This is a genomic window from Prevotella herbatica (genome assembly GCF_017347605.1).
Classification (GTDB): Bacteria; Bacteroidota; Bacteroidia; order Bacteroidales; family Bacteroidaceae; genus Prevotella; species Prevotella herbatica.
This window is the reverse complement of the sequence record NZ_AP024484.1, coordinates 1,803,916-1,827,401: the sequence shown is the minus strand read 5'-3', so window position 1 is coordinate 1,827,401 and position 23,486 is coordinate 1,803,916. Positions and strand designations below refer to the sequence as shown.

The 23,486-nt window shown below is 36.2% G+C and carries 15 protein-coding genes; 3 read left to right on the top strand and 12 right to left on the bottom strand.

The genetic code is table 11. The features are described from left to right. Positions 1 to 144 precede the first annotated feature (144 nt). Both prwr041_RS06765 and prwr041_RS06760 read right to left on the bottom strand, forming a co-directional pair. Positions 145 to 2,811, bottom strand: coding sequence for a hybrid sensor histidine kinase/response regulator transcription factor (locus prwr041_RS06765; protein ID WP_237072167.1), 2,667 nt, complete (start codon positions 2,809 to 2,811; stop codon positions 145 to 147). Positions 2,812 to 2,978: 167 nt separating this feature from the next. Then, a complete protein-coding gene (locus prwr041_RS06760; RefSeq protein ID WP_207153078.1) occupies positions 2,979 to 3,881 on the bottom strand; it encodes a helix-turn-helix domain-containing protein in 903 nt (300 codons plus the stop codon). Between the two features lie 198 nt (positions 3,882 to 4,079). Here prwr041_RS06760 and prwr041_RS06755 point away from each other — a divergent pair, with 198 nt between their 5' ends. Genes prwr041_RS06755 through prwr041_RS06745 form a run of 3 tightly spaced genes read left to right on the top strand, consistent with a single transcriptional unit; the run spans position 4,080 to position 9,447 of the window. Further along, a complete protein-coding gene (locus prwr041_RS06755; protein ID WP_207153077.1) occupies positions 4,080 to 5,102 on the top strand; it encodes an efflux RND transporter periplasmic adaptor subunit in 1,023 nt (340 codons plus the stop codon). Positions 5,103 to 5,113: 11 nt separating this feature from the next. Further along, positions 5,114 to 8,179 carry an efflux RND transporter permease subunit gene (locus prwr041_RS06750; RefSeq protein ID WP_317194506.1) on the top strand — a complete coding sequence of 1,022 codons (3,066 nt, stop codon included), beginning with the start codon at positions 5,114 to 5,116 and terminating at the stop codon, positions 8,177 to 8,179. Continuing rightward, positions 8,176 to 9,447: a TolC family protein gene (locus prwr041_RS06745; protein ID WP_207153076.1), complete on the top strand. Its 1,272-nt coding sequence runs from the start codon at positions 8,176 to 8,178 to the stop codon at positions 9,445 to 9,447. The genes prwr041_RS06750 and prwr041_RS06745 overlap by 4 nt, the downstream gene beginning before the upstream one ends. Before the next feature lie 143 nt (positions 9,448 to 9,590). On the opposite strand, the gene prwr041_RS06740 is transcribed toward prwr041_RS06745, so the two are convergent. The 10 genes from prwr041_RS06740 to prwr041_RS06695 form a co-directional block, all read right to left on the bottom strand. Beyond that, a complete protein-coding gene (locus prwr041_RS06740) occupies positions 9,591 to 11,168 on the bottom strand; it encodes a DHA2 family efflux MFS transporter permease subunit (protein WP_207153075.1) in 1,578 nt (525 codons plus the stop codon). A gap of 1 nt (position 11,169) precedes the next feature. Continuing rightward, complete coding sequence (locus prwr041_RS06735; protein ID WP_207153074.1) at positions 11,170 to 12,243, bottom strand: HlyD family secretion protein; 1,074 nt, start codon at positions 12,241 to 12,243, stop codon at positions 11,170 to 11,172. A 13-nt stretch (positions 12,244 to 12,256) separates the two neighbouring features. Next, positions 12,257 to 13,573, bottom strand: coding sequence for a TolC family protein (locus tag prwr041_RS06730; protein WP_207153073.1), 1,317 nt, complete (start codon positions 13,571 to 13,573; stop codon positions 12,257 to 12,259). Between the two features lie 259 nt (positions 13,574 to 13,832). After that, the gene (locus prwr041_RS06725; protein WP_207153072.1) at positions 13,833 to 14,435 is read right to left on the bottom strand and encodes a TetR/AcrR family transcriptional regulator; all 603 of its coding nucleotides are present in this window, start codon (positions 14,433 to 14,435) and stop codon (positions 13,833 to 13,835) included. A gap of 223 nt (positions 14,436 to 14,658) precedes the next feature. Continuing rightward, the gene (locus prwr041_RS06720) at positions 14,659 to 16,461 is read right to left on the bottom strand and encodes a MutS-related protein (RefSeq protein WP_207153071.1); all 1,803 of its coding nucleotides are present in this window, start codon (positions 16,459 to 16,461) and stop codon (positions 14,659 to 14,661) included. Between the two features lie 145 nt (positions 16,462 to 16,606). Further along, positions 16,607 to 17,857, bottom strand: a complete 1,251-nt coding sequence (locus tag prwr041_RS06715) for a nucleotide sugar dehydrogenase (RefSeq protein WP_207153070.1) — start codon at positions 17,855 to 17,857, stop codon at positions 16,607 to 16,609. A 27-nt stretch (positions 17,858 to 17,884) separates the two neighbouring features. Beyond that, positions 17,885 to 19,204 carry a glycosyltransferase family 2 protein gene (locus prwr041_RS06710; protein WP_207153069.1) on the bottom strand — a complete coding sequence of 440 codons (1,320 nt, stop codon included), beginning with the start codon at positions 19,202 to 19,204 and terminating at the stop codon, positions 17,885 to 17,887. A 13-nt stretch (positions 19,205 to 19,217) separates the two neighbouring features. Beyond that, the gene (locus prwr041_RS06705; RefSeq protein WP_207153068.1) at positions 19,218 to 20,870 is read right to left on the bottom strand and encodes a TackOD1 domain-containing metal-binding protein; all 1,653 of its coding nucleotides are present in this window, start codon (positions 20,868 to 20,870) and stop codon (positions 19,218 to 19,220) included. A gap of 25 nt (positions 20,871 to 20,895) precedes the next feature. Continuing rightward, entirely contained in the window at positions 20,896 to 22,065 is a 1,170-nt protein-coding gene (locus tag prwr041_RS06700) for a multidrug transporter (RefSeq protein ID WP_207153067.1), read from the bottom strand. Further along, complete coding sequence (locus prwr041_RS06695; RefSeq protein WP_207153066.1) at positions 22,062 to 23,438, bottom strand: hypothetical protein; 1,377 nt, start codon at positions 23,436 to 23,438, stop codon at positions 22,062 to 22,064. The genes prwr041_RS06700 and prwr041_RS06695 overlap by 4 nt, the downstream gene beginning before the upstream one ends. Between the last annotated feature and the right edge of the window lie 48 nt (positions 23,439 to 23,486).

The following is a 23,486-nucleotide window of genomic DNA, read 5'->3' as shown; positions in this document are numbered from 1 at the left end:
ATAATTGATTATGTCTGCTCTATAACATGAATGTTTCTAAGAATGCGAAAAATCGTTCATGCAACAAATTTGTGATTGATTGAACGATTTTTCGCATTTACTTATAAAAGATAAAATGACTTCATATTTTGCGTTTCTCTAGGCTTATTTCACTTCGCCAGGTAAGATTCCAAAATATTCTTTATAGCATTTAGAAAAATAAGATGGTGAAGAGAAACCTACTTCATAAGAAATTTCGGCAATCGTTTTCCCTTTAGATTTAAGAAGACGCTCTGCCTGTTTCAAACGTGTTATACGTATGAGCTCCACTGGCGAAGATCCTGTCAAAGCCTTAACTTTACGATAAAGCTGTACACGACTCAATCCCATATCTGCGCTTAAAGTTTCCACGTTCAATTCAGCATCTGACATCTGGGCTTGTACATGCTTGCGAAATTCATTGATAAATAGCGTATCGGCATCTTTCGGCTTATCATTCATAAGCTCGTTACTACTAAATATATCACGAAGCAAAAGACGATTATTCAACAGATTCTTTATTCGTGCCAGCAACACCTTTCCACTGAAAGGTTTAGTGATATAAGCATCTGCACCATAATTATAACCTTCAGTACGTTGGTCTTCCTGTGTACGTGCTGTTAACAAAATCACAGGTATATGACTGGTAACCGTTTCGCGTTTCACACAATCGCACATCTCCAAACCATCCATAATAGGCATCATGACATCACATATTATCAAATCCGGTACATATCTTAGCGCCTTTTCAAGTCCAGCCTTTCCATCCGAAGCCAACTTTACATCATATTCAGCTTCAAGCAATGAAGTAACATACGTACGAATATCATCATTATCATCAACGACTAAAATTGTCGGTTTGTCATCATCAGTAACAATACTTGTCATTTGCCGAAGTTCAACATTTTCTTCGTTTTTATTCATTGTTTCCTGTGCGACGACAAAGGTCTCATCATTATTTACAGAAGCCTGCCGTAAATATTCATTACTATTTATATTACCTATCTGCAATGTAACAGTAAATACAGAGCCCTGTCCTTCTATACTTTTCACACTTACCACGCCACCTAATAGCTCCACAAACGCTTTCACTAAAGCCAATCCAATACCGGTTCCTCCGATGTTGCTATTACGTGCTTGATAGAATCGGTCGAAAACATGTAACACCTTATCTTTAGGTATTCCGATCCCATCATCGGACACAATAAATGTAAACATACCATTATTTTCTTTAACAGACACACAGATATGCCCACTATCATGCGTATATTTCAGAGCATTCGACAACAGATTATAACAGATACACTCCATTTTATTCAAGTCAGCACAAACAACCAGACTTTCAGGTATTTCTGTAGAAATAGTTATTCTCTTTGTATTAGCACTAGGGAGAAATCCCATTATCCACTGACGCATATTTTCCGCCAAGTCAAAAATACTTAAATCTACGTCCATCTTTCCATTCTGCACTTTACGGAAATCAAGAATCTCACCAACAAGCCTCAGCATCACATTCACATTTTTACGTGCGACAAGTAACAACGAACGTTGGCTAGCACTTATTTCCTTGTCATCAATCAATCGTTCGACAGGATCAGCTATAAGTGTAAGCGGCGTACGGAACTCATGACTTACATTTGTAAAAAACTGAAGTTTTGCTTTTGCCGTTTCGTCAGCCAATCTCCGTTTCATTACTATTGTGCGATAGATGTATACAAAGAAACTGATAATTAAAATAATAATAACAACGGACAGAAACAAATAAATCTGCTGATGATTATATTGTGCAAAATATTGGTCTACCTTACCATGCAATTCTATAAGCCTAGCTCGCTGATGATTTATTTCATCCACTTGCATTAACATTGCATGCGCATTTTCAGGTGTAACAATAGTCGATTTTAGATAATTGTCTTTCTTAAATGGTTTCTTTTTCAAGATATTCATTGCCAACTGCATCACTAAATCACCTCGCGTCGGATAGATATATGATGCGGATAGTTCATGGCTAGCGACATTATGAAGTCCTCCATCGGACGTTGGCAACCCATCAACTCCAATATAAATTATATTTTTATCAAAGCCCAACTTTCTTGCAGCCATCCTTGCTCCCATGGCCATACGATCGTTCTGTCCAAACACGCAGTCAATATCTTTTCTTTTTTTCAGCAGGCTGTCCATTAAATAGGAGCCACTTTCTTTTGTCCAGTCACCATGCAAACTTCCAATGAGTTTTATACTAGGAAATGAATTCAAAGCATCGCAGAATCCTCGATGCCTCTCCACTGCTGGTGAAGATGACTCCAGCCCAGTTATCTCCAGTACATTGCCTTTACCTTTAAGGGACACTCCTACATATTCACCCATCACTTTACCTATAACATAGTTGTCTGCTCCAATAAATGCTGTATAGTTGCGTGAATCTGTCTTCCTGTCAAAAAGAATTACTGGTATACCTTTTGCATAAGCTCTATCTATAGCTGAAGAAATTGTATGCATCTGATTTGGTGACGCTATTAGCAAATCTACACCTTCATCTATAAAATGATTAATTTGTTCTATCTGTCGTTGATCATTATCATCTGCTGAAGCAAAACGAATATCTACATTCTCATTAGAAAAAGATGAAATACTTAGTTCGTCATTCAGTTTATCTCGCCAAATATCTTCACTACATTGAGACACACCAATAACATAATGTTTGTTTTTCGGAGTACAAGCAGAAAGTGATATTAACAATAATATATATATAAATGCTTTCTGATACATATTTAGATATAAAGTTCTATTCATAACAAAGTCTTTTCTTTGCAAATTTACAAATTAAATTTATTTTATCAAAAGAATGAGATTTTTCTTTTATCAATTTATTGGAGTGCATTATATTTATACTATATTTTCAACACATAGAATTTACCTATCTATGAATAATGAATATGAAAAATAACGATTGTTACGATTTACAACTTTTCCTTTCTTAATTTCTCTCTATATTCACGAGGAGACATCCCTAACATCGACTTTACAAATCTACCAAAAAAAGAAATATTTGGAAAATCCATATCCACTACAATCTCTTTAATTGATAAATCAGTATATTTCAATCTATAAAGAATAGCTTCCATCGTATAATCATGAATATACTGCATAGCAGTCTTACCTCCAGCCTTACTGATAACTTTAGAGAGATACTTTGGAGATACATTCAGCATCTCACCGGCCTTTTGCACTGTTCTTATTTTACCATCATTAGCTGTCAGCAACTCAACAAAACGGCGAAACAACACACCATTCTGACTCTTATCTGCAGTAGCATCGGGTAAACCATCCATCTTAATTTTAGCATCTGTAATTTTAAAGAACTCCATTACAAGAGCTTGAAAAAGAAGCTTTATTATATCATGATTGTATTTTTGATCATCATCCTTATTCATGTGAATCTTAGTAAGTTCGTAATAGTGTTCTATTATCTCACCCTCCTCATCAGATAAATGCTGTTTAGGTGACTTGTCTAAAAGACCAGAAATATTCCATATCGCATCTTTTAGGAACAATGAATTATTAATGGCGGCAGTAGTAAAAACCAACATCTTGAATTCTACATCCTGACTCATCATGTAGTCTTTAACATGCTGTCCAGCTTGGCATAATATATAATCTTGCGATTTCAAAAGATATACATTATCATTGAGCGTAAGCTGCAATCTCCCTTTTTCGCAGTATACAAAGACATTGAATTCAAGGTTTATATCTTCATAATCAGCCAATGAAGTCTGCGTAATATTGTCTATCAATATTATACCATCATCATTGTAGTATATTCCATCTTCCTGCTGTACCCTTCCGAAAGTTATTTTTTTCATACCAGTAATGTTTTTGGTTTATTTTGCAAAGTAAATGTTTTTTTCGCAACAACTACTGTTCTGTATTCCATTTTTACTGTTTTATTATTCTTATTTCTTTATCCATAACACAATTTGCACAATTAAAGGATATTACAGAACACTTAAAGGTGTTCCATTTGCTCTATTTTTGCAGTCGAAATATAAATAAAAAAAATTATGGAAACTAAATTCAAGGTAGCATTATTTTTTATGTTGATTTTCCTAAGTTCATGTAGGAAAGGAGATAACAGCAATAACGAAACAGCTGTTAGTGTAAAAGTACAAACCGTCGGTATTGCAACAGATAACAATTCACAGTTCTATTCCGGAACAGTAAAAGAAGAGAATGGAGTCGCATTGAGCTTTATCAATGGCGGAACTATTGAGCAAATGGCTGTTGATGAAGGACAATATGTCAAAAAGGGACAGCTTATAGCAATATCAAATACTTCGCAGGCATATTACCAATGGCAGGCTGCTCATACACAGACCTTGCAGGCCCGCGATTACTATAATAGATTGATGCAACTGAAGGCCACAAATAGTATTCCTGCAGTACAGTTGGTTGAAGCACAAAGCAAGTTGCGTGAGGCAAAGTCACAAGAGGCCATTACAAGTAAGATGATAAGAGACTGTAGTATCAGGGCTCCCTTTGATGGATATATATCAGAGAAGACTGGCGAAATAGGATTGAACGCGGGTCCAGGGATGAGTATTGCGAAACTTGTGAAAATAGATCATGTGAAAATAAACGTATCTGTGCCAGAACAAGAAATGAGTTCTATGAAAGTAGGCAAACCTGTAAAATTGCAAGTTGATGTACTTTCGGGCAGAGTATTTGCTGGCAAAATATCAGAAGTAGGTGTTGAAGCAGATATTCTTTCTCACTCTTATCCTGTAAGTATCAGCATAAACAATCCAGATCATAAACTTCTACCAGGTATGATATGCAAAGTATATATAGGTGTATCACACAATAGAGGTATTATTATTCCGTTCAAATCAGCTCAGATGGATAACAACAACAGATATTACGTTTGGGTAGTAAACAAAGGAGTTGCACGACGTAAAAGTATCTCCATTTGTGATGAAAACGAAAACGGAATCAACGTCACAGGCGGATTGTCTACCGGAGAAGAACTTATCATTGAAGGAATGCAAAAGCTAAGTGATGGTTCACGTGTAAATATTATCAAATAGGAAAGGATTCTATGATGAAAAAGACGATGCAAGAATGGGCAATGCGTTATCACAAAATTGTGATATTGATAGTCAGCTGCCTTATGGGGATTGGTATTTGGGGACTTGATAATATGAAGAAAAATGAATTCCCTAATTTCATTATCCGTCAAGGATTGGTGGTTGCCTTATATCCTGGTGCTACATCAGAGAATGTTGAACAGCAAGTAACCAAACCACTTGAGAATTATATATTCACATATAATGAAGTAAAGCGAAAAAAAACGATATCATCAAGTCGTGATGGCATTAGTATTGTTCAAGTAGAGCTTAATGAGGATGTTAAAGATAAAGACGCTTTCTGGAGTAAGTTTCGTCATGGCTTGGATGCCTATGGACGACAATTGCCTCAAGGTGTAGTAGGCACAGAAGTAATTGATGACTTTGGTGAAACATCTGCTATGCTGATTGCCATGGAAAGCAAACAAAAGACATACAGACAACTGAATGAATACATGAAGCAGTTGGAAGACAGTCTGCGAACGATTAACGATATAGGTCGCATTCAGGTTTACGGAATGCAGAAAGAACAGATAAGTGTCACTATCGATAATGAAAGACTATCTCATTATGGTCTTACAAGCGAACAGGTTGCAGACGCACTTATGAAGAAAGGATGTGTTACTGGTTCAGGTCGTATAAAAGATGGTACCACTGAATATCCAATTTATGTAGATCTTGGAATGCAGAAGGTTTCAGAACTGAAGAATATACAAATCATTAATAATCCAGCAACACACTCATCTGTCAGACTGATGGATATTGCCAATGTTAGAAAAGAATATCCAAAACCAGAATCGTATATCAATTACAATGGTTCAAAAACTCTTCTTCTGAGCATTGAGATGAAAAAAGGCTCAGATATTACATCCATGGGAGAGAAAGTGAATGAAAAACTGTTATCCATTAAGCAGTCTTTTCCAAAAGATGTAAAGATACAGAAGATTACCGACCAGAGCAAAGTAGTAGAAGACAGTATATATTCATTCTTCGAAGAACTTCTTATTGCCATAGTAGCAGTTATTGGAGTTGTTCTGTTACTTATGCCTCTTCGTGTTGCACTTGTCGCCTCAGGCACTATCCCTGTTACGATTGCAATTTCCCTTGGTGCATTATATGCTTTTGATATGGAACTTAATACAGTCACACTGGCTGCATTGATAGTTACTCTTGGTATGATTGTAGACGATTCGATTGTTATAATTGATAATTATATAGAGCTCCTTTCATCCGGCATATCCCGTTGGCATGCTGCTATAGAGAGTGCTCGCCACTTTTTTAAATCAATACTTTCAGCCACACTGTCTATAAGCATAACATTCTTCCCACTTATAATCTTTATGAATGGTGGTCTTACAGAGTTCTTTGAGAGTTTCCCGTGGGCTATTACCATCATTCTGTTCATCTCTATGTATGTGGCACAACTTGTAGTACCAATATTGCAGTATTTTTTTATTAAGCCAGAAAACATATCAATAATCAACAGAGACAACAGGAAAAAGAAATTCTCAATATTAGAGTGGTTACAGGTAAAATATAAGTTGTTACTTGACTTGTGCTTCAGGCATCCCGCTATAACTATAGGTTCGGCGGTGCTAAGTGTTATCATAGGATGTGTTATGCTATCCATGGTTCCACAACAATTAATGCCCGATGCAGAGCGCAATCAGTTTGCCGTAGAGATAAATCTCCCAACAGGTACAGTGCTTGACCGAACAGCTCAAATTTCAGATAGTTTAGAGAATATGATACGGCGTGATAGTGGGGTGGTTTCAGTTACATCGTTTATAGGAACTTCTTCTCCACGTTTTCATATAGACTATGCACCACAGTTAGGTGGCAGTAATTTTGCACAGTTTATCGTCAACACGACTGACAATAAAATGACAGAACTACTTGTTGACAAGTATAAGAATAAGTATTCGAACTATTTCCCTGATGCAAATATACGTATCGTACAGCTATCATTCAATGATGATGCCCATCCTGTGGAAGTTAGACTTACAGGTGGAGATTTAGATTCACTTTCCAAGGCAGCTGATATTATAGCCGAGCGAATGCGTAAAATGCCAGAGCTACAATTGGTACGAACTAGTTTTGAAGAGCCATTACATTCATTGCACATCAGTCCTGACGAACAACAAATGCACATGCTTGACATGACAAATGCTGGCCTTCAGCAGACTATGATGTTACAGTATAGCAGCGGGCTCAAGGTTGCAACACTTTGGGAGGGCGACTATGGAACAGATGTAGTTATGAAGTCACAACGCTCAGACAGTGCAACAGTGAATGATGTAAAAAACGAGCTAATACCTGTACATTATGGTTTTGGCAACGCTCCATTACGTCAGTTAGCCAAATTCAAAAGCCAGTTGGAATATGGGCAAATTACACATCGTGGCGGTTTGCGTAGTGTTACTGTATCATCAGAGGTATCAGGTAATAATAATGTGATCGCTTCAACCGAACATCTCATTAAAAAACTGGATAATGTACATCTACCTAACGGAGTAAGCCTTTCGTATGGAGGTCGCTATGCTGGGGATAGTGATCAGATGCCAGGCATAATAATGGCATTAATCACATCTGTGGTTATCATCTTCTTCATTCTGTTATGGCATTTCAAGCGCATAGGTATATCTCTACTAATGATGTCATGTCTGGTGCTATGCGTCTTTGGGGCAGCCCTAGGTCTCATCATTCAAGGAGTCAACTTTAGTATAACAAGCGTGCTAGGCATAGTAAGTCTTATGGGAATACTTGTACGTAATGGCATCATACTCTTTGACTACGCCCACGAGATAAAACAGAAAGAGCATCTCACTACAGCCGACTCAATCTATTATGCCGCACTTAGGCGTATGCGTCCTATCTTCCTTACATCGGCAGCAGCCTCTATGGGTGTAGTGCCAATGGTTATCAGTGGTAGTTATATGTGGGCACCAATGGGAGCCGTGATATGTTATGGGACAATGGTTACAATGCTTTTCATACTCACAGTGATGCCTGTAGCTTATAAAATGGTAGTAAAATGAAAACAAAAAGAATAATTACATTGGCGATGGCATTGGTAATGCCATTGGCCTTGCTAGCACAGCATAGTTATACAGCCGAAGAAGTTAGTAAAATGGCAATAGAACATAATATATCTGTTCGCACTGCCGACAACCAAATTAGTCAGGCATCAGAAACCCGTAAGGATACATATAATGCCTTTTTGCCAAAGGTTAGCGCATCTGCTATCGGATTTGCTGCTGACAAGCATTTGCTCGATCTGAACTTGGGACTTGCCAGTTATTCTGCATTAAAGAATGGTGTAACAGCGGGCGTATCCGTGATGCAGCCTATTTATGCAGGTGGTCGCATCAGCAATAGTTATAAACTATCCAAGTATGGGGAAGACGCTGCACGCATTCAGAAAGACATCTCTATACGTCAAGTAACATATAATGCCCAAAGATATTTCTGGCAGGTTGTAGACTGCAAAGAAGCAATCCGCACGCTGGATGTTTCTGATTCACTTTTGAACAAGTTACACATAGATGTGAGTTCAGCTGTCAAAGCTGGACTAAAGAACCGTAATGATTTATTAAAGGTTGAATTAGAACAAAATAAGAATGAGAGTGCACGTATTAAACTTAACAATGCCTTAAACCAAAGTCTATTACTGCTAGCTCAGTATATTGGCAAACCTCAGACATCAATAGACATCTCCTCTCCTATTGAGATTGGCAAGCAACCAAATCTATATACGATGGAAGTATCTCCATCAGATAAGGTAGAACAAAGACCTGAATATAAGTTGCTGAAGAAAAATATTGATATAAGCCAAACTAATCTTAACATCGAAAAAGGAAAGTCACTCCCTACCCTTAGTGTAGGAGCATCATATTCCTATGATAACTTTTTTGATAAGAACAATTTATCAGGAGCTGTTTTTGTGACCTTGTCTGTTCCAATATCCAACTTATGGGAAGGTGGTCATAATGAGAAAAAAGCCAGTTTACAGTTACAGAATGCGATGGAGACATTACAAGACAACAGAGAACTTTTAGCTATTGATATACAAAAGGCACATGATGATGTGATTGAAGCATGGCAGCAGATAAAAGTATGTATAAAGTCTATAACACAGGCTGAAGAGAATCTACGTTTAAACACTAACACATATCGTGCAGGAACAACGACCATGTCCGATATGCTTGATGCTCAAGCAGCACTACAGAATGCAAAGAATGAATATATTCAGGCGTATGCAGCTTATCAACTATGCATAGTAGATTATAAGAATAAAACAGAGTAACGATATTCTTCCTATTCAAATAAAAATTCCCAAGAGCTATTTCACTCTTCAGAGCAATTTAGCACTTGGGATTTATTTATATAATTTGTATTACAGATAACCTACTATTTTATGGCATTACCAGTACAAGCATAAGGGAAAGACTAATCGTTGCTTTCATTATTTGAAGTTTTAATCCTCTTTTTTAAGAAAAATATGAATAACAAAGACATAAGACTTATTGCAGCCAGCATTCTGAAAGAAGAGAGATAACTAAGCAGTTGTGAACTTCGCAAAACCTCAGACCCTAGAAGGGTGTTGCATATACCATCAGCAGTTCCACTGCTCATACCTGAGCTTTGTAAGACATGAGAAACACCTTGCATTGCATCAGTAGCCGTGTTAGAATAAATATTAATGTTAGATGACAACTGCGCCTGATACATCGCCTGTGCATCAGATATGTGAGAACCTATCAATGCTATACCTACAGCTCCTCCCAATTGCTTTGCCATATTTCCTAATCCAGCTCCCTGACCAACATCGGCTCCTTTCAGTCCTTGTATAGACATCATTATAACAGGCAACATAAATAATCCTATACCAAGTCCTCTAAAGAGAAGTGGCACAAAAAGACCTGAATATGACGAACACTCTGACTGGAAGCTCATCCATGTACCAAAAATGAACGTACACAAGAAGCCACCTATAATAAGTAATTTAGGATCTACACCACGATCAATTGACTTCTGTGAGAATATCATTCCAACAGTAGACAAAATAGCTCCAGGCATAAGCGACAGCCCGCTTATAGTTGCAGTCCAGCCTAAATTGATTTGTGCCATCAAAGGGAATGTATAAACCGCAATATAGAGTATCGCTCCAATGATAAAGTTGAACATTATACCGATAGCCAAGTTTCGATGCTTTAATAACCGAATATTAACTGCTGGATTTTTCTGTATCATTTCTGTATAAACGAAAGCAGAAAGCCCTATCGCTGCTATGAGACTGAAGATGATAATGATATTGCTATCAAACCAATTTTTAGAATTGCCCTCTTCGAGTATATATTGCAGACTTCCAATACCAATGGAAAGAAATAGAATCCCCCACCAGTCAATATGTTCTTTGCGCTGATAATTCTTTTCATTGGGTATTGTCAACCATGACGTAGTAGCCGCAATGATTCCAAGAGGAACATTGATATAAAATATCCAATGCCATGAATAATTGTCAGTAATGAATCCACCAAGAGTTGGACCAAGTGCAGGACCGGCAGCAATTCCAATGCCATAGATAACACTTGCTATGCCAAGCTTCTCTGGTGGGTATGAAGCTACAAGTATTGTCTGAGATTGAGTCATCAGAGCTCCGCCTCCGAGTCCCTGAATAAAGCGCCATAATACCAGTTCCCAAAGTTCGCTTGAATTACCACACATAAATGAAGCTAAAGTAAAGACTACTATTGAAACCGTAAAATAGTTCTTTGTTCCAAACAGTTCGGCTAACATCCCACTTAAAGGAATAATGATCACATTAGAGATAGCATAAGCTGTAATGATCCAAGCCACATCTGTAGTTGATGCACCAATGCTCCCCGCTATATGACGCAAAGAGACATTTACGACAGTAGAATCAATGAGATCAAGCAACGATGCAACAATACATGTGCCGACAATAAGAATTCTTACAAAGCCTGTTGGGTATTCTGCGTTTGTAGTTGTAACATTGTTTTGCATCTTATTTTGTTTTTACAGATACGACCGCATTCATTCCTGGAAGGAGTGCTTTATTTTCACTACTTTTGGTAATCTTAATACGTACTGGAATCCTCTGGGTTATTTTTATAAAGTTACCAGATGCATTTTCTGCAGGTAATAAAGAGAACTTTGTGCTTGTAGCTGCACAAAAACTAGCTATCATACCTTTAATTCTGAGTCCTGGATAAGCATCTATTTTGATTATAGCTTGTTGCCCAGCTTTCATATTCTCTAATTGTGTTTCTTTAAAATTTGCAGTAATCCAAATGTCAGATGTACTTATTAGGGAAGCAAGAGCAGTGCCTGAAGGAATGAACTGACCAGGTTCCACATTTTTCTTAGATATAATACCGTTACATGGAGCTATTACAAAAGCATGCTTATACTGGTCTTTTGCTAGAGTGAGTTGAGCATAAGCCTGCTTGATATGGGCAAGAGCTTGCTTAAGTTGTGTATAATGAATATTAGTCTGCAGACGTGTGGTAGATTCTTGGGCAAAGAGAGCATTAAACTGTTTATCAGAAGCTCTTTCCTGAGCCTGTGCTATCTGCCAATTCGCTTTCATATTATCATAAGTCTGCTGGGTTGCAGCTCCTGACTTATACATTTTTTCGATTCTTTGAAAGTCTTTCTGTGCCTGCCATACTTTTACCTTGCCCTGAGATACATTCTCTTTAGCCGAACCAGCATTAAAGTCTGCGGTGCTCTCACCATACTTAGAAGCCAAGATCTGTTTCTTGCACGATTCAAGTTCAGTTTGTGCAGATGCCACTTGAGCCTCAGCTTGAATCATCTGGGATTTCAAGCCAACTGTGTCGAAAACTACGACCGTATCTCCTTTGGCTACTTTCTGATTATCCTGAAACATAACTTTAGTTACATATCCTGTTACAGATGTGCGTAGCGGAATTATATTACCGTCAATATAAGCATCGTCGGTAGATTCCTGACTCCAATCATCATATGCTATTACAGAACCAGAACATATGATTACAACACCCACTGCTATCGCTGTAAACAACATCTTTTTTGATTTCATATTTAAAGCTTTCATTATCCTATTGTTTTTAGTTGTTCTTATTAAGTAAAGTTTTCATCTTAGCGCCGTCCATCAAATATCCTATATTATGAATAGACTTATTTACCATTGCTTGCGCCTCATCATTTAGTTTGATTAGGTAATCTGTTAGCGTTATTGTACCATTTCTCAACTGTATTGATGCAACATCCTTTATGTTAGAGCGTATCTTGATAATCTGATCATCACTATTAGACAACTCTCTATTTTTAGCCAGATTTATGTTAAGATTATCAATCTGCCTATTCATTTCTATCTCATAAACAGACTTTTGATTACGTGTAATATCTCTATCTATTTTTATTAAATTACGCTGATGGGTATTACTATAAAATGCGTCAATATTCCAGGTTAACGAAACACCCACTATTCCCGAATAGTGAGTGGAATAGTCCATCATATTAAGTCCCGGACGTCCATAATATCCATTAGCAAAAAGGGATAGTTTTGGAACATATTCCGTATTGAGTTCTTTCAGTTTGCTGTCTGCACTCATAATTTGAGTACAGAAAACTTTATAATCGGGTCGTGTAGAGAAATTGCGATCCACAATCTTTGTAGGCTCAGGCAATTCAAGAACGGAGGCTGTATCAATAGGCAATTGAGCAAAAGATGATAGCGCAAGATACTGCTGACATAATGACATACGGAACTCTGTTTCCTGTTGTCCTAACTGAATAATATTAGCCTCTATCTCCTGAATATCTGTTTTTAGCGAGATACCATTCAAAATGGCTGCCGAGACATCTTTCTTTCTTAATTCAAGATCTGTTTTTTTAAACTGAACGACTTTAATCTGTTCTTTTGTAAGAAGGATGCTCTCAAACAAATTATCAATATTATCTTCTACCTGCAGCATCTGCGACCTAATTTGATAAGTTCTTGTAGTGTTGTCCAAATTACTAATTTGCTTTTTGATAGAACCAACACCACCATCATAAATAAGTTGAGAAACACCCACTCCACCTTGATATTGCAACTTTTTACCATCTCCGATATTGACACCAAACTTGTCCTCAATATCCTTAGGGATACTAATTGCAGAAATCTCTGATTGATATGAACTCTTAACTGATACAGAAATATGTGTAAGCCATTCTGAGTCAATAACTTTACGAGACTCGTTGCTTTGCTGATTTATTAAATCCAATCTAGCGGCATAAGGATATTTCTGGTAAGCCGACTGGATTAATTGATCTAGTGTGTAATGCTTGCAAGTCTGCGAGCAGGCAAACATTGGGAAAACAATTCCAGCAATCAATGCAATCTTTTTACCGAAATTGATTTTTACTTTTAACGCATTCATAACTTTTATTTCTATAACTATTTATTATCATTTTTACTTTGTTCGCATCGGTCAGAATGGTTTATTTATATCCATTTTGATTGATTTGACGCTGCAAAGGTATAACTCAAGCAATGATTAATCAATACTTCTTCGGTGAACACATATGATTACCTCGGTGAATTGCATATTAACTATGGTTACCTCATTATTCATCATTTATGTTATACTATTATGTTCAATAATTTTGTTGATTTATGGAGCAAAAAAAAAGTTATACCTATTTGGTTATAACTTGTTTTATAAGTTTCGGCAAACTCTTTCTTAGCGTTTTACGATAACTCTCCCATTTGTCTTGATCCCATCTAAAAATCATCATATATATAGGTCCTGCTATGAAAGGAAACATACAAAGACTAGATACAGTGATCACAAACTCCTCAATATCTTTGGTTTTTATTTCACCCTTCTGGTATGCCTCTTTCAGTTGGTTTCTGAAATTTGTGCTACGTTTATTTTCAATTATCTTTTTAAAGAACTCTGGATCCTTTGAAGCTTCATGTAAACCAAAAATAAGCATATTAGGATTATTGAAAGCAAAGTCGACCTCAGTTTCAATATACTTTTTTACCTTTTCATCAAAAGAGATATCTGAGTTAAGATTTTCTTTGAAAGTCTTTATAAACTGGGCTATTACAGATTTCATCGTCTCATGCGTCAACATTTCTTTATCTCTGAAATAATAATGAAGCATAGATCTATTAATAGTTGCAAGATCAGCTATATCTTGCATACGTGCACCTTGAAGCCCATCTCTTAAAAAGATTTGCTTTGCAGCTTCCAGAATTCTTTGCTCAGTATTGTTATCTTTACTTTTAACCATAATTGTTCAACAAATTTGTTGATGCAAAGATATATATTTTTTAGTATTGCACTTAATAATTTAGCGTTTTTAACACTAAAAAAACACTTTTAGCCAATTTATGTATCGCATTTTATGTGTTAGTATTATGGATAAAAGTATTGAATAAGATTATTATTAGTATTATGTTCTCCAATCTACACACTTAAAATATATAAGAAATAATCGTCTTACATCGCTTCATTTACATCCCCTTAAGTATATTCTGCAAAAGGAACGTCGCATTTTGATTCTTTGCGACACCTTGAGTTATCTTATAAGAATATGTGATGTCTGTTCCCAACTCTATTTCAAAACAATAATTATGGAAACGATCCGGATATACTTCCACCATTTTAGACAATTCCAAATCATGTGTCGCAATAACTCCAGTTACATTCTTACCAGAAATGTATTCAAGGAAAAGACGAGAACCATTTAACTTGTCTAGAGAGTTTGTTCCTTTCAATATTTCGTCAAGAATGATTAACGTCGGACCACTCAAACTGCTGATTAACTGACGAAGACGCAATAATTCGGCATTAAAGTAAGAAATGCCATGAGTCAGGTCATCTGTAGTACGCATACTAGTGAAAAGATTAAACTGTGAAACCGTCAAATTGTCTGCAAAAACAGGCATTCCCATCATTGCCAATATATAGTTTATGCCTAATGTTCGCAAGAACGTACTCTTACCAGCCATATTTGCTCCAGTAATAATATAATAGTTGTGGTCCTTTATAAGAAAATCATTCTTAACGGCTGTTTCATCAAGGAATGGATGATATAAATTATGTGCCTCAAAAATAATTTTGTCATCATCCAGAATATTAGCACTATGTGACTCAGGATGATTAAAACTGAATGTAGACATAGCCACAATTGCATCAACATCGCTTACTGTATCTATCCACGTGTCCATTTTCTCAACATAAGCATTCTGCCATTTCACAAACTTTCGAACAATAAATACATCCTGAAGAGCTACTGCATTTGAAAAGAAAAACCATAAGTTATTTGATCTTCTCTCAATACCAGCAAGTAAGCTTTGCATTTCCATGAAAGAAGGTATTGCCTCTGTAAGTAATTCTTTGGCATTAACAAGATGAGTAGATGTATAGTCCGCATCAGCAACATGTTTGATAAGTTTCACATAAGACACCAGTTGTGTATGCAGTTTATCCACTATTTTATATATTTCATGCAATGCTTTATGACACAATTTAATTGATATAAAAAAATTGACTAAAGCCAACATCACTGGTATAACATAGTTTATAACGCCCGCTCCAGTTAGTATAAGCGATACGACGAAACACAGGGTGAGTGTCCAAACTATCCAAGGAATAAATGACGAAGCGAAGAGACCAGACACTATAAAACTCTTAACAGACTTTACCGCCCGTAGTATTGCAACTGAATCAATATTTTTTCCTATGCCCAAAGACATGAATTTCATACGCCAGTCAACCTTATCATCGGCAGCAAGTTCTATAATTGCTTCATGATATTGCGTAAGTGAGTCTACCGAAGAGTGTGGTCTCACTGTAGACATAAACTTAGCCAAACATTTGTTTCCGCCTGAAGTAACAGTTCTATTTATTCTATTGAAGAGTGAATCTGCGCCAAAGCAATCAAGGTCAAAAGTAAAAGGATGATGAGCATCTACATATCTTTCTCCACTATCAAAACAAGAAAAATCGCCATTACTAGCTTTTATCTCATTCAGATATACAGAATCAAGACATTCCATAATATCGATCTTAGCGCTATTCCTAGCGTCAGCATATCTTACGCCAACATAAGCCAAAATACTAATTATAGCAATAGCGATAAACACCAATCCAAAATCTGTAACCGTGAAAAGAACTAAGAATCCTAGAAAAAGAAGAAAAGTCAACACTTCCCCCAATATGAATCCACGACTTTTATGCTTCAACGTGTTTATGTCCTTCACAAGCGCATCATGTCTGTCGCTATATAATGCTCGTATCTTTTGTTTTTCCATAATACAAAAATACGAATAAAGTTTCGGCAATGCTGCATTTTGAATATACTTTTAACATTTATATTAGGCCAATCTATAAACCTTATTTGACTATTATTTCGCCAAAACAGGACTAAAATGTCCAATCTTGGCGAAATAACGGATATCAAATATGCTTCAGAGTATATACTTTCCCACCTTTTTTCAACCATTTTTGGGGTTTCCTGAATACGGAATGGGACGTGCAAACAACTACTGCGTCATATCCTTCATTAGACAAAGAGTCCTCATCCGTCTCTACATCTACACCATATTCGCCCCTAACCTTATCTGCATTTACATGGGGATCATAAATAGTGATATGATGTGTATACCGATGAATCATCTCATAAATATCATAAGCTCGCGTATTACGAATGTCTTGACAATTAGCTTTAAAAGAAAATCCTAATAAAAGCACTCTACTTTTACCAACACTTAAACCACGAGATTTTATATCTACGATAACATGCCGTGCGAATTTCGGTGCCATCTTACTATTTACACGACGTGCGGCTTTAAGCAAAGTTGGATTATATCCTGCTGCAGAAGCCTTATCAATCATATAATAAGGATCAACAGCGATGCAGTGCCCACCTACGAATCCCGGATTCACCTTCACATAGTTCCATTTTGTTGCCGCACCTTTGTTAGCCTCATCGAAATCAATATCTAACGTTTGGCAAATTCCAAGCATTTCATTAGCGAATGCTATTAAAACGTCACGTTGACAATTTTCCATCATCTTACATGTTTCAGCGACCTTTATTGAAGACGCCTTATATGTACCATTTTGCAAAACAGATCTATAAAGCCTGTCTACGAAAGCAGCAGCTTTAGGAGTTGATCCAGAAGTAACTTTCTTTGTATTTGCGACAGAATGTTCCTGATCACTTGGATTAATACGTTCTGGTGAATATCCTACAAAAAAATCCTCATTGTACTTCAATCTCGATGATTTTTCTAACCGTGGAACACATTCTTCTTCCGTCATTCCAGGCCATACTGTTGACTCATAAATAACTATGTTACCAGGTGAGAGCACTGAACCTAAATCAACAGAAGACTGATAAAGTAATGTTGGGTCAGCTTTCAACTTCTTGTCAGCAGGAGTTGGCACAGCAACAATATAAACATTACAATCAGCCACATCACTCTGTAATGATGTAAGACTCAACCTTCCGGAATAGAGCAAATTCTTTACTATATCAATATTGACATCAATATCACCGATTTTCCCCATGTTAAGATTTTTAACTTTACACGCATCAATATCATATCCTATCACTTTAAATTTCTTAGCGAAAAGACATGCAAGCGGGAAACCAACATATCCTAAACCTATTACTGCAATTTTTATGTTGTTTTTTCTAATCATAGTAAATATTATTTATAAAAAGACTAATTACTTTCTTTCTAGTTTAGCATATCGTGAAGTCTTTTCTGGATTCCACGGGTCATCATAAGACCTAAAGAAGAAAAATTCCTGCAATTGAGCTATTGAGCGGACAATCCTCAGAAAATATCCAGAATAAGGAGACATCAATGGCATAAATCTTATAAGACTAAACTCTTGCCGAGCCCGCTCTGAGGTAATCATAATCAATCCAAACCCAAAGAAATTGAAACATAAACGTATGAAATATCCCAAGAAAACGACCTCTATTATATGTTCATTGAATTTCCACATCAGGTTAATAACATAAAACCCCCACACGAAGTTGAGAACACAGTCATACATTATACTTTCCATATTTGACAACCAGTTCAGAAACGACCAATTTTTATTCGGTAAGAGGATATCTATATGCTTACGCAATCTGAATCTCACCAGTGAGCGTGACCATCTAATACGCTGATGAAAAAGTTTGTACCATTTTGTTGGAACATTAGTCATACATATTGCATCATTTGCAAACACCACACGATACCCAGCCTTACGAAGTTTCTGGGTAATATCACCATCTAGTCCAGGCCCAACATCCCAAAAACCGAATGTGCGCAATGTCTTTGTTTCAAATGCACCGAAAGCACCTGATATAATATGATATATACCAAAGAAAGATGTTACAGTTCGTCCAACCTGAATACGTTTCAGATATTCTATTGCTTGAAGTGAAGTACAGATAGTCTTTTGAGAGTTTCTTACTTTAACACAACCACCTACTCCCTTTATTTTATCATCAAGATAAAACGGAAGTAAAATGTTTTCTATGGCATCAACATCTAAAGAAGAATCTGCATCCAAATGCACGATATACTTGCCCTTTGAGACGTTTGCTCCCATATTGGCAGCACTAGCCTTTCCACCTCTGACATCCATTCTGATATACTTATCTATGAGGTTGGCTTTTTCTAAGTCGGCACAGATATATGGTGTAAAATCATCCGATCCATCATCTATTATTATAACCTCATAATTACGGTATGTTTGTTCAGCAAGCGACTTTACAAGTTTATAGATATGCTGTCCTTCATTCTTTCCTGGTACGATTACGGATATCAAGGGATTATCTTTATATAATCTAAATTTTGCAAATTTCTTTAGCTTCTGCATTTTTTTTTGATGCAGATTAATATAAAACATAACAGCATATTCAACAATATAATATCTTGGCAGCTCAATGAATATAAGGAACCAATATGTATTTACTATGCTGGATAATGACAGATGTTGAAGATATGTCACAAACGTGTCGAGAAAATCAAAGAATTCATTAAACATCAAATCTTATTTTTTATACTAACCACAAATATCTACCTATAATAGCAGCTAAAGCTCCGACTCCAATCATTATAAGCCAAGAAATATAATTAAATGACTTTTTATTGGTTATCTCTACATCATGTATTTTTGGCACGTCAGCCGTGACAGGAGCATCACTTATCTTTTTATTATTTCCTAAGAAGTGTTTCATAACTGCTTCTGGAGTTGAAATATCCATCGGGTGCTCTGCTTCTTCATAAGTAGTTACATGATCAGCTTGATTAGGAACTAATTCCAACTGTTGCATATAAGCCTTTATATCGGTAATTTTATCTCCAACAATCTCAAACGTATAGTGCTGAGTATGACCAGGCTCGATAAATGCAGCAAGTATCTTAGCTCCTTCAACAACCTTATTTTTAAACTCATCAAGCTGTTTCTGACCCTCTCCTTGATAAAGAGTGCAGCTTATATATAGAATATGTTTTGTAGAAGCTACTTTATTTGTTGAGAAGACACGACACGCTGTAGCCACAACGTCATCGGTTGAGACTATAGTACGTCCATTTTCATCCAAAGTCCAGATCTTAGCTAGAACAAGTCCTACAATCTGATCCTTGTTTATCTTCCTTTCGATAAGTAATTTAAGTCTGTTTCTGAATGCATAGAAACTCATATAGTTGTCAAAATATGAGTTGATAGAATATAACGGATACAAAGAATGTGCTATATTCTCTGCACCTTGGGGAGTAATCTCAAATTCAAATATATCGTGAGGCACAAGTTCCTTCACATTTGTCTCTGTCTCACAATATGTGCATGAAGCCTTTGTTACTGGTGAAATAAAATTATTACCACAGTTTTCGCATGAGTAAAGGCTTGCAGGTCGGTCATAATCTACACCAATATGGCGCAATGGTTCATGGCATTTAGGACAAACCAACTGTCCACCTAAATTATAAGTACTTTCTGCAGAAATATTGGCACAAGCAAAATGATGAATCATCTGTTCGATGTGCAATTCTGAGCTACCACATTTAGGACAAGTTTCATAATAAAGTAGATGAGAGTGTTGGCACTTAGGGCAAAGATGTATTTTGTTTACGAAACGCAAAGGACGAAAAGTACCTTTCTCATAACTGATTTGTTCAAAAGAGAAGTGTTCACGTAAATGATAATATCCTAGATTATGGAATAATTCAAGTAAAGGATACGAATAGCCAGTCGCCGATTTCTCAACGAGTTCTGGTTTCATTATTAAATCATTGCGTGATAACTTGTATCTGTATATTCGCAGAAATATATCACTAGAGGTCTTTATTAGCTCATCTTCAGGTATTATTCCCCTTTCCTTAGTATTTCTGATAATGTCTTCTATCTTTGTAGCAACCTCAGATGTTGTTGGGTTATCAATAAAGTCATCAATTACGTAATCGTGCAATCCTAACTTTCCTTTTAGCCGTTTACTGACAAAAAGCGGCTGATATGAAGTTTCGTTGCATGTCACCGGATTGATACGCTTCAATACCGCTTTCACTAAATGACTATTAGTCATGCTAATATAAACGGCATCAAAGGCACCGTAATAAAAATATGACTTATCTGAGAAATCAACAAGTTTTGTTATTATCGCAATCTTGCGACCATAAGAATTTGTATATATTCGAAATCCATCAACATTCATTATTTATTCCTTTAGTATGACAACTTTACTTTTGCACTTTCGTATTTACTTTCCCCGCAGGTTTATAGGGTACAGAACCACCATCGCCTGTGAATATAAACTGTCTATCACTGAATGGTTGTTTTTTACTTTTCAATCTATTGACACGAACTCTAACTGGGAGATTATCATTCAATACCCAATAAGGCACAACTTGCCCCTTATCAAAATTCAAATATGCAATTACCGCATCAATATCATGTGAAAAGTTACTCAAAAGATGTTTTGGAATATCCTCCACACGCAGTCCTAGCAATTTAACATGGGCTTTAAGTATTATATCTCGATTGACAATCACTTCAACATCACTTGCCTTACTGATGTAATCCACCTTGTCACTAGGTACATAAACCATTACTCCAAGATTAGCTATACCATAATTGGAATACTGCATAGACATAACCTCCTCTGTCTTGAACAAAACAGTATTTGCAGGGATTTTTATATCAGTGATAATACCACTATCTGGCGCACAGGCATATAGAACCAATGATCCGTTATATCTTTTACCTTCTGGAGAATAAGGCATACCGGCGCGGTCACGGTCATATCCACTACCATGAATATATTGTCTTGTGTTACCTATAGATTTTACATATATAGCAACTGTAGCAAGCTGCTTTTTTATCTCTGTCTTGGTTTCCTCTATCTGAGCTTTCAAATTGTTTTGCGCTGCATTATCGGTAAGGCCATAAAATACATCGCTACTTTCACTTCTCATCTGCTTTTGCAGTTCATGCAGTTTTGTTCTTAATACAGGAATTTGCTGTTTTGCCAACTGTGCTTGTAATTTCATGTCAGCAGCTTCTTTTATAACAGCTGGGCGATGATTCACGTCATATTGACCAATAATATTGTTCAGTAGAACATAAGAATAAAGAGTATCCCCTGGATTCACATGTTCTCCTACTTTCTTATGAAGTCGCAACACATAAATATCGTCCAAAGCCCTTACATGGTTTTGATCTATTTTTATGTATCCGTCATATTGAGCATACATAATTCTATTAACAACATAAATACCAAGTAATATTAAAAGAAACAAAAAGAAGCACGAAAAAACAAGCTGTTGTTTAGCCAGTTTAGTTTTCTGGTAACGAAGCATTTCACGAGCATCTTCCTGCTGCGGTTCAGTATCGTAGTTAAAGCCGTTCATAGGTCTACCTCCCTTGTCAAATATTTTACATCTGCTCCTATCGTCTTCTCAATATTTATCAATGCCATCTGTCGGTTCAGCATCAAGTGGCAAAGACGTTCCGTTCCTTTAAGCAATTGGTTATATTCCTGCATCCTGACGATATAATTATATCCATTCTGATTTTGAGCATACGCTTTTTTACGAATTTCAACATACTTTTTTAGCTGCCTCATATGAATCGCCTCCACGCTGACCGATTGATTCAGCTTATCAATAATATTGAGTTGTTGAAGACATATACTTCTCAGTTGTTCATTATCTGTAGTACGCTGTAATTCCAACAATGCACTCTGGACATCAATGGAATGCTTCTTGCTTTTTGTCTGATTCCAAAGAGGTATAGTAAATCTTACTCCTAAGTCTAGATTCTTGCTAAGCCTGTCTTTACTAGTCCAATAAGAAGACACCCTAAAGAATGGTGTCAATTTTGTTGTAGAGAGATAATTTGTAAGCTGTTTCCGATTTTCAAGCATCTTTTGGTTAGCTGTTATTATCTTTGAGCCCATATTGTCTTTGACAAGATTCATCAAAGCCAATGTATCAACAACAAGCATCGTTGGTTTAATTATAAACAGAGGCTGCTTATCAAGAGCTTCCGCATTATATGTTTGTGAAAGTTGATATTCCAAATCGATCTTCTCATTCATCAAATCCATCGTCTGATCAGTAGCCACCCTATCTTGTTCAAGCATAAGTTGTGATGCCTCATTTAATATATCCAGATTTTTCAACCTATGAGTCATAGTCACAGCCAAATAGTAATTATACATTTCTATTATTTTATTCTGGCTATCGTCAAAAACATTTTCATTTTGTTTTTTGAACTGTTGCAGTCTGTCAACCTCATTTCCATAAAGTATCTGTTTGGTTTTAGCTTCTTTCTGATAAAATTTGCTATTAATCAAATCCCATCCAATTTCAGCTTGAGCCTTTGCCTTATAAGACGACACATCATCATCATCACTGATATGAAAAGAGTTGTCTAAGCGACCATAAGCCTGTCCAGTAACTTCTAATCCATTATTCAGCAGTAATGATTTAACATCTTGATTGTTTTTAACTTTATAAAGTGAGTCAAGAATGGTGTTATAATTTGAAATATCTCTTGCGGCAGCATAAGGCGACATAATAACCTTAGCATTGTTAAACAGATGTTCTAGTTCATTGAAACGTTCATTGAAATGCTTTAACACATCTTTGTTTTTTAGATTTTTATAAACCAGCATCTTTGGTCTGTATCCATTATGATTGTCCATCTGACCATAGATAGCCATTTGGGGCAGACATAATAGTAGCATGACAGTAAACAATTTATTCAAGGTACTATTCATTTACTCAATTCAATTTTAGGAAAGATCAACTTGGGAACATTTAATATA

Bases quoted from the DNA above. Each gene is read 5' to 3' on its own strand.
- prwr041_RS06765 (WP_237072167.1), bottom strand. From the start codon at position 2,811: ATGAATAGAACTTTATATCTAAATATGTATCAGAAAGCATTTATATAT.
- prwr041_RS06710 (WP_207153069.1), bottom strand. From the start codon at position 19,204: ATGTTTAATGAATTCTTTGATTTTCTCGACACGTTTGTGACATATCTT.
- prwr041_RS06735 (WP_207153074.1), bottom strand. From the start codon at position 12,243: ATGAAAGCTTTAAATATGAAATCAAAAAAGATGTTGTTTACAGCGATA.
- prwr041_RS06700 (WP_207153067.1), bottom strand. From the start codon at position 22,065: ATGAACGGCTTTAACTACGATACTGAACCGCAGCAGGAAGATGCTCGT.
- prwr041_RS06745 (WP_207153076.1), top strand. From the start codon at position 8,176: ATGAAAACAAAAAGAATAATTACATTGGCGATGGCATTGGTAATGCCA.
- prwr041_RS06705 (WP_207153068.1), bottom strand. From the start codon at position 20,870: ATGAATGTTGATGGATTTCGAATATATACAAATTCTTATGGTCGCAAG.
- prwr041_RS06740 (WP_207153075.1), bottom strand. From the start codon at position 11,168: ATGCAAAACAATGTTACAACTACAAACGCAGAATACCCAACAGGCTTT.
- prwr041_RS06695 (WP_207153066.1), bottom strand. From the start codon at position 23,438: ATGAATAGTACCTTGAATAAATTGTTTACTGTCATGCTACTATTATGT.
- prwr041_RS06720 (WP_207153071.1), bottom strand. From the start codon at position 16,461: ATGGAAAAACAAAAGATACGAGCATTATATAGCGACAGACATGATGCG.
- prwr041_RS06750 (WP_317194506.1), top strand. From the start codon at position 5,114: ATGATGAAAAAGACGATGCAAGAATGGGCAATGCGTTATCACAAAATT.
- prwr041_RS06715 (WP_207153070.1), bottom strand. From the start codon at position 17,857: ATGATTAGAAAAAACAACATAAAAATTGCAGTAATAGGTTTAGGATAT.
- prwr041_RS06755 (WP_207153077.1), top strand. From the start codon at position 4,080: ATGGAAACTAAATTCAAGGTAGCATTATTTTTTATGTTGATTTTCCTA.
- prwr041_RS06725 (WP_207153072.1), bottom strand. From the start codon at position 14,435: ATGGTTAAAAGTAAAGATAACAATACTGAGCAAAGAATTCTGGAAGCT.
- prwr041_RS06760 (WP_207153078.1), bottom strand. From the start codon at position 3,881: ATGAAAAAAATAACTTTCGGAAGGGTACAGCAGGAAGATGGAATATAC.
- prwr041_RS06730 (WP_207153073.1), bottom strand. From the start codon at position 13,573: ATGAATGCGTTAAAAGTAAAAATCAATTTCGGTAAAAAGATTGCATTG.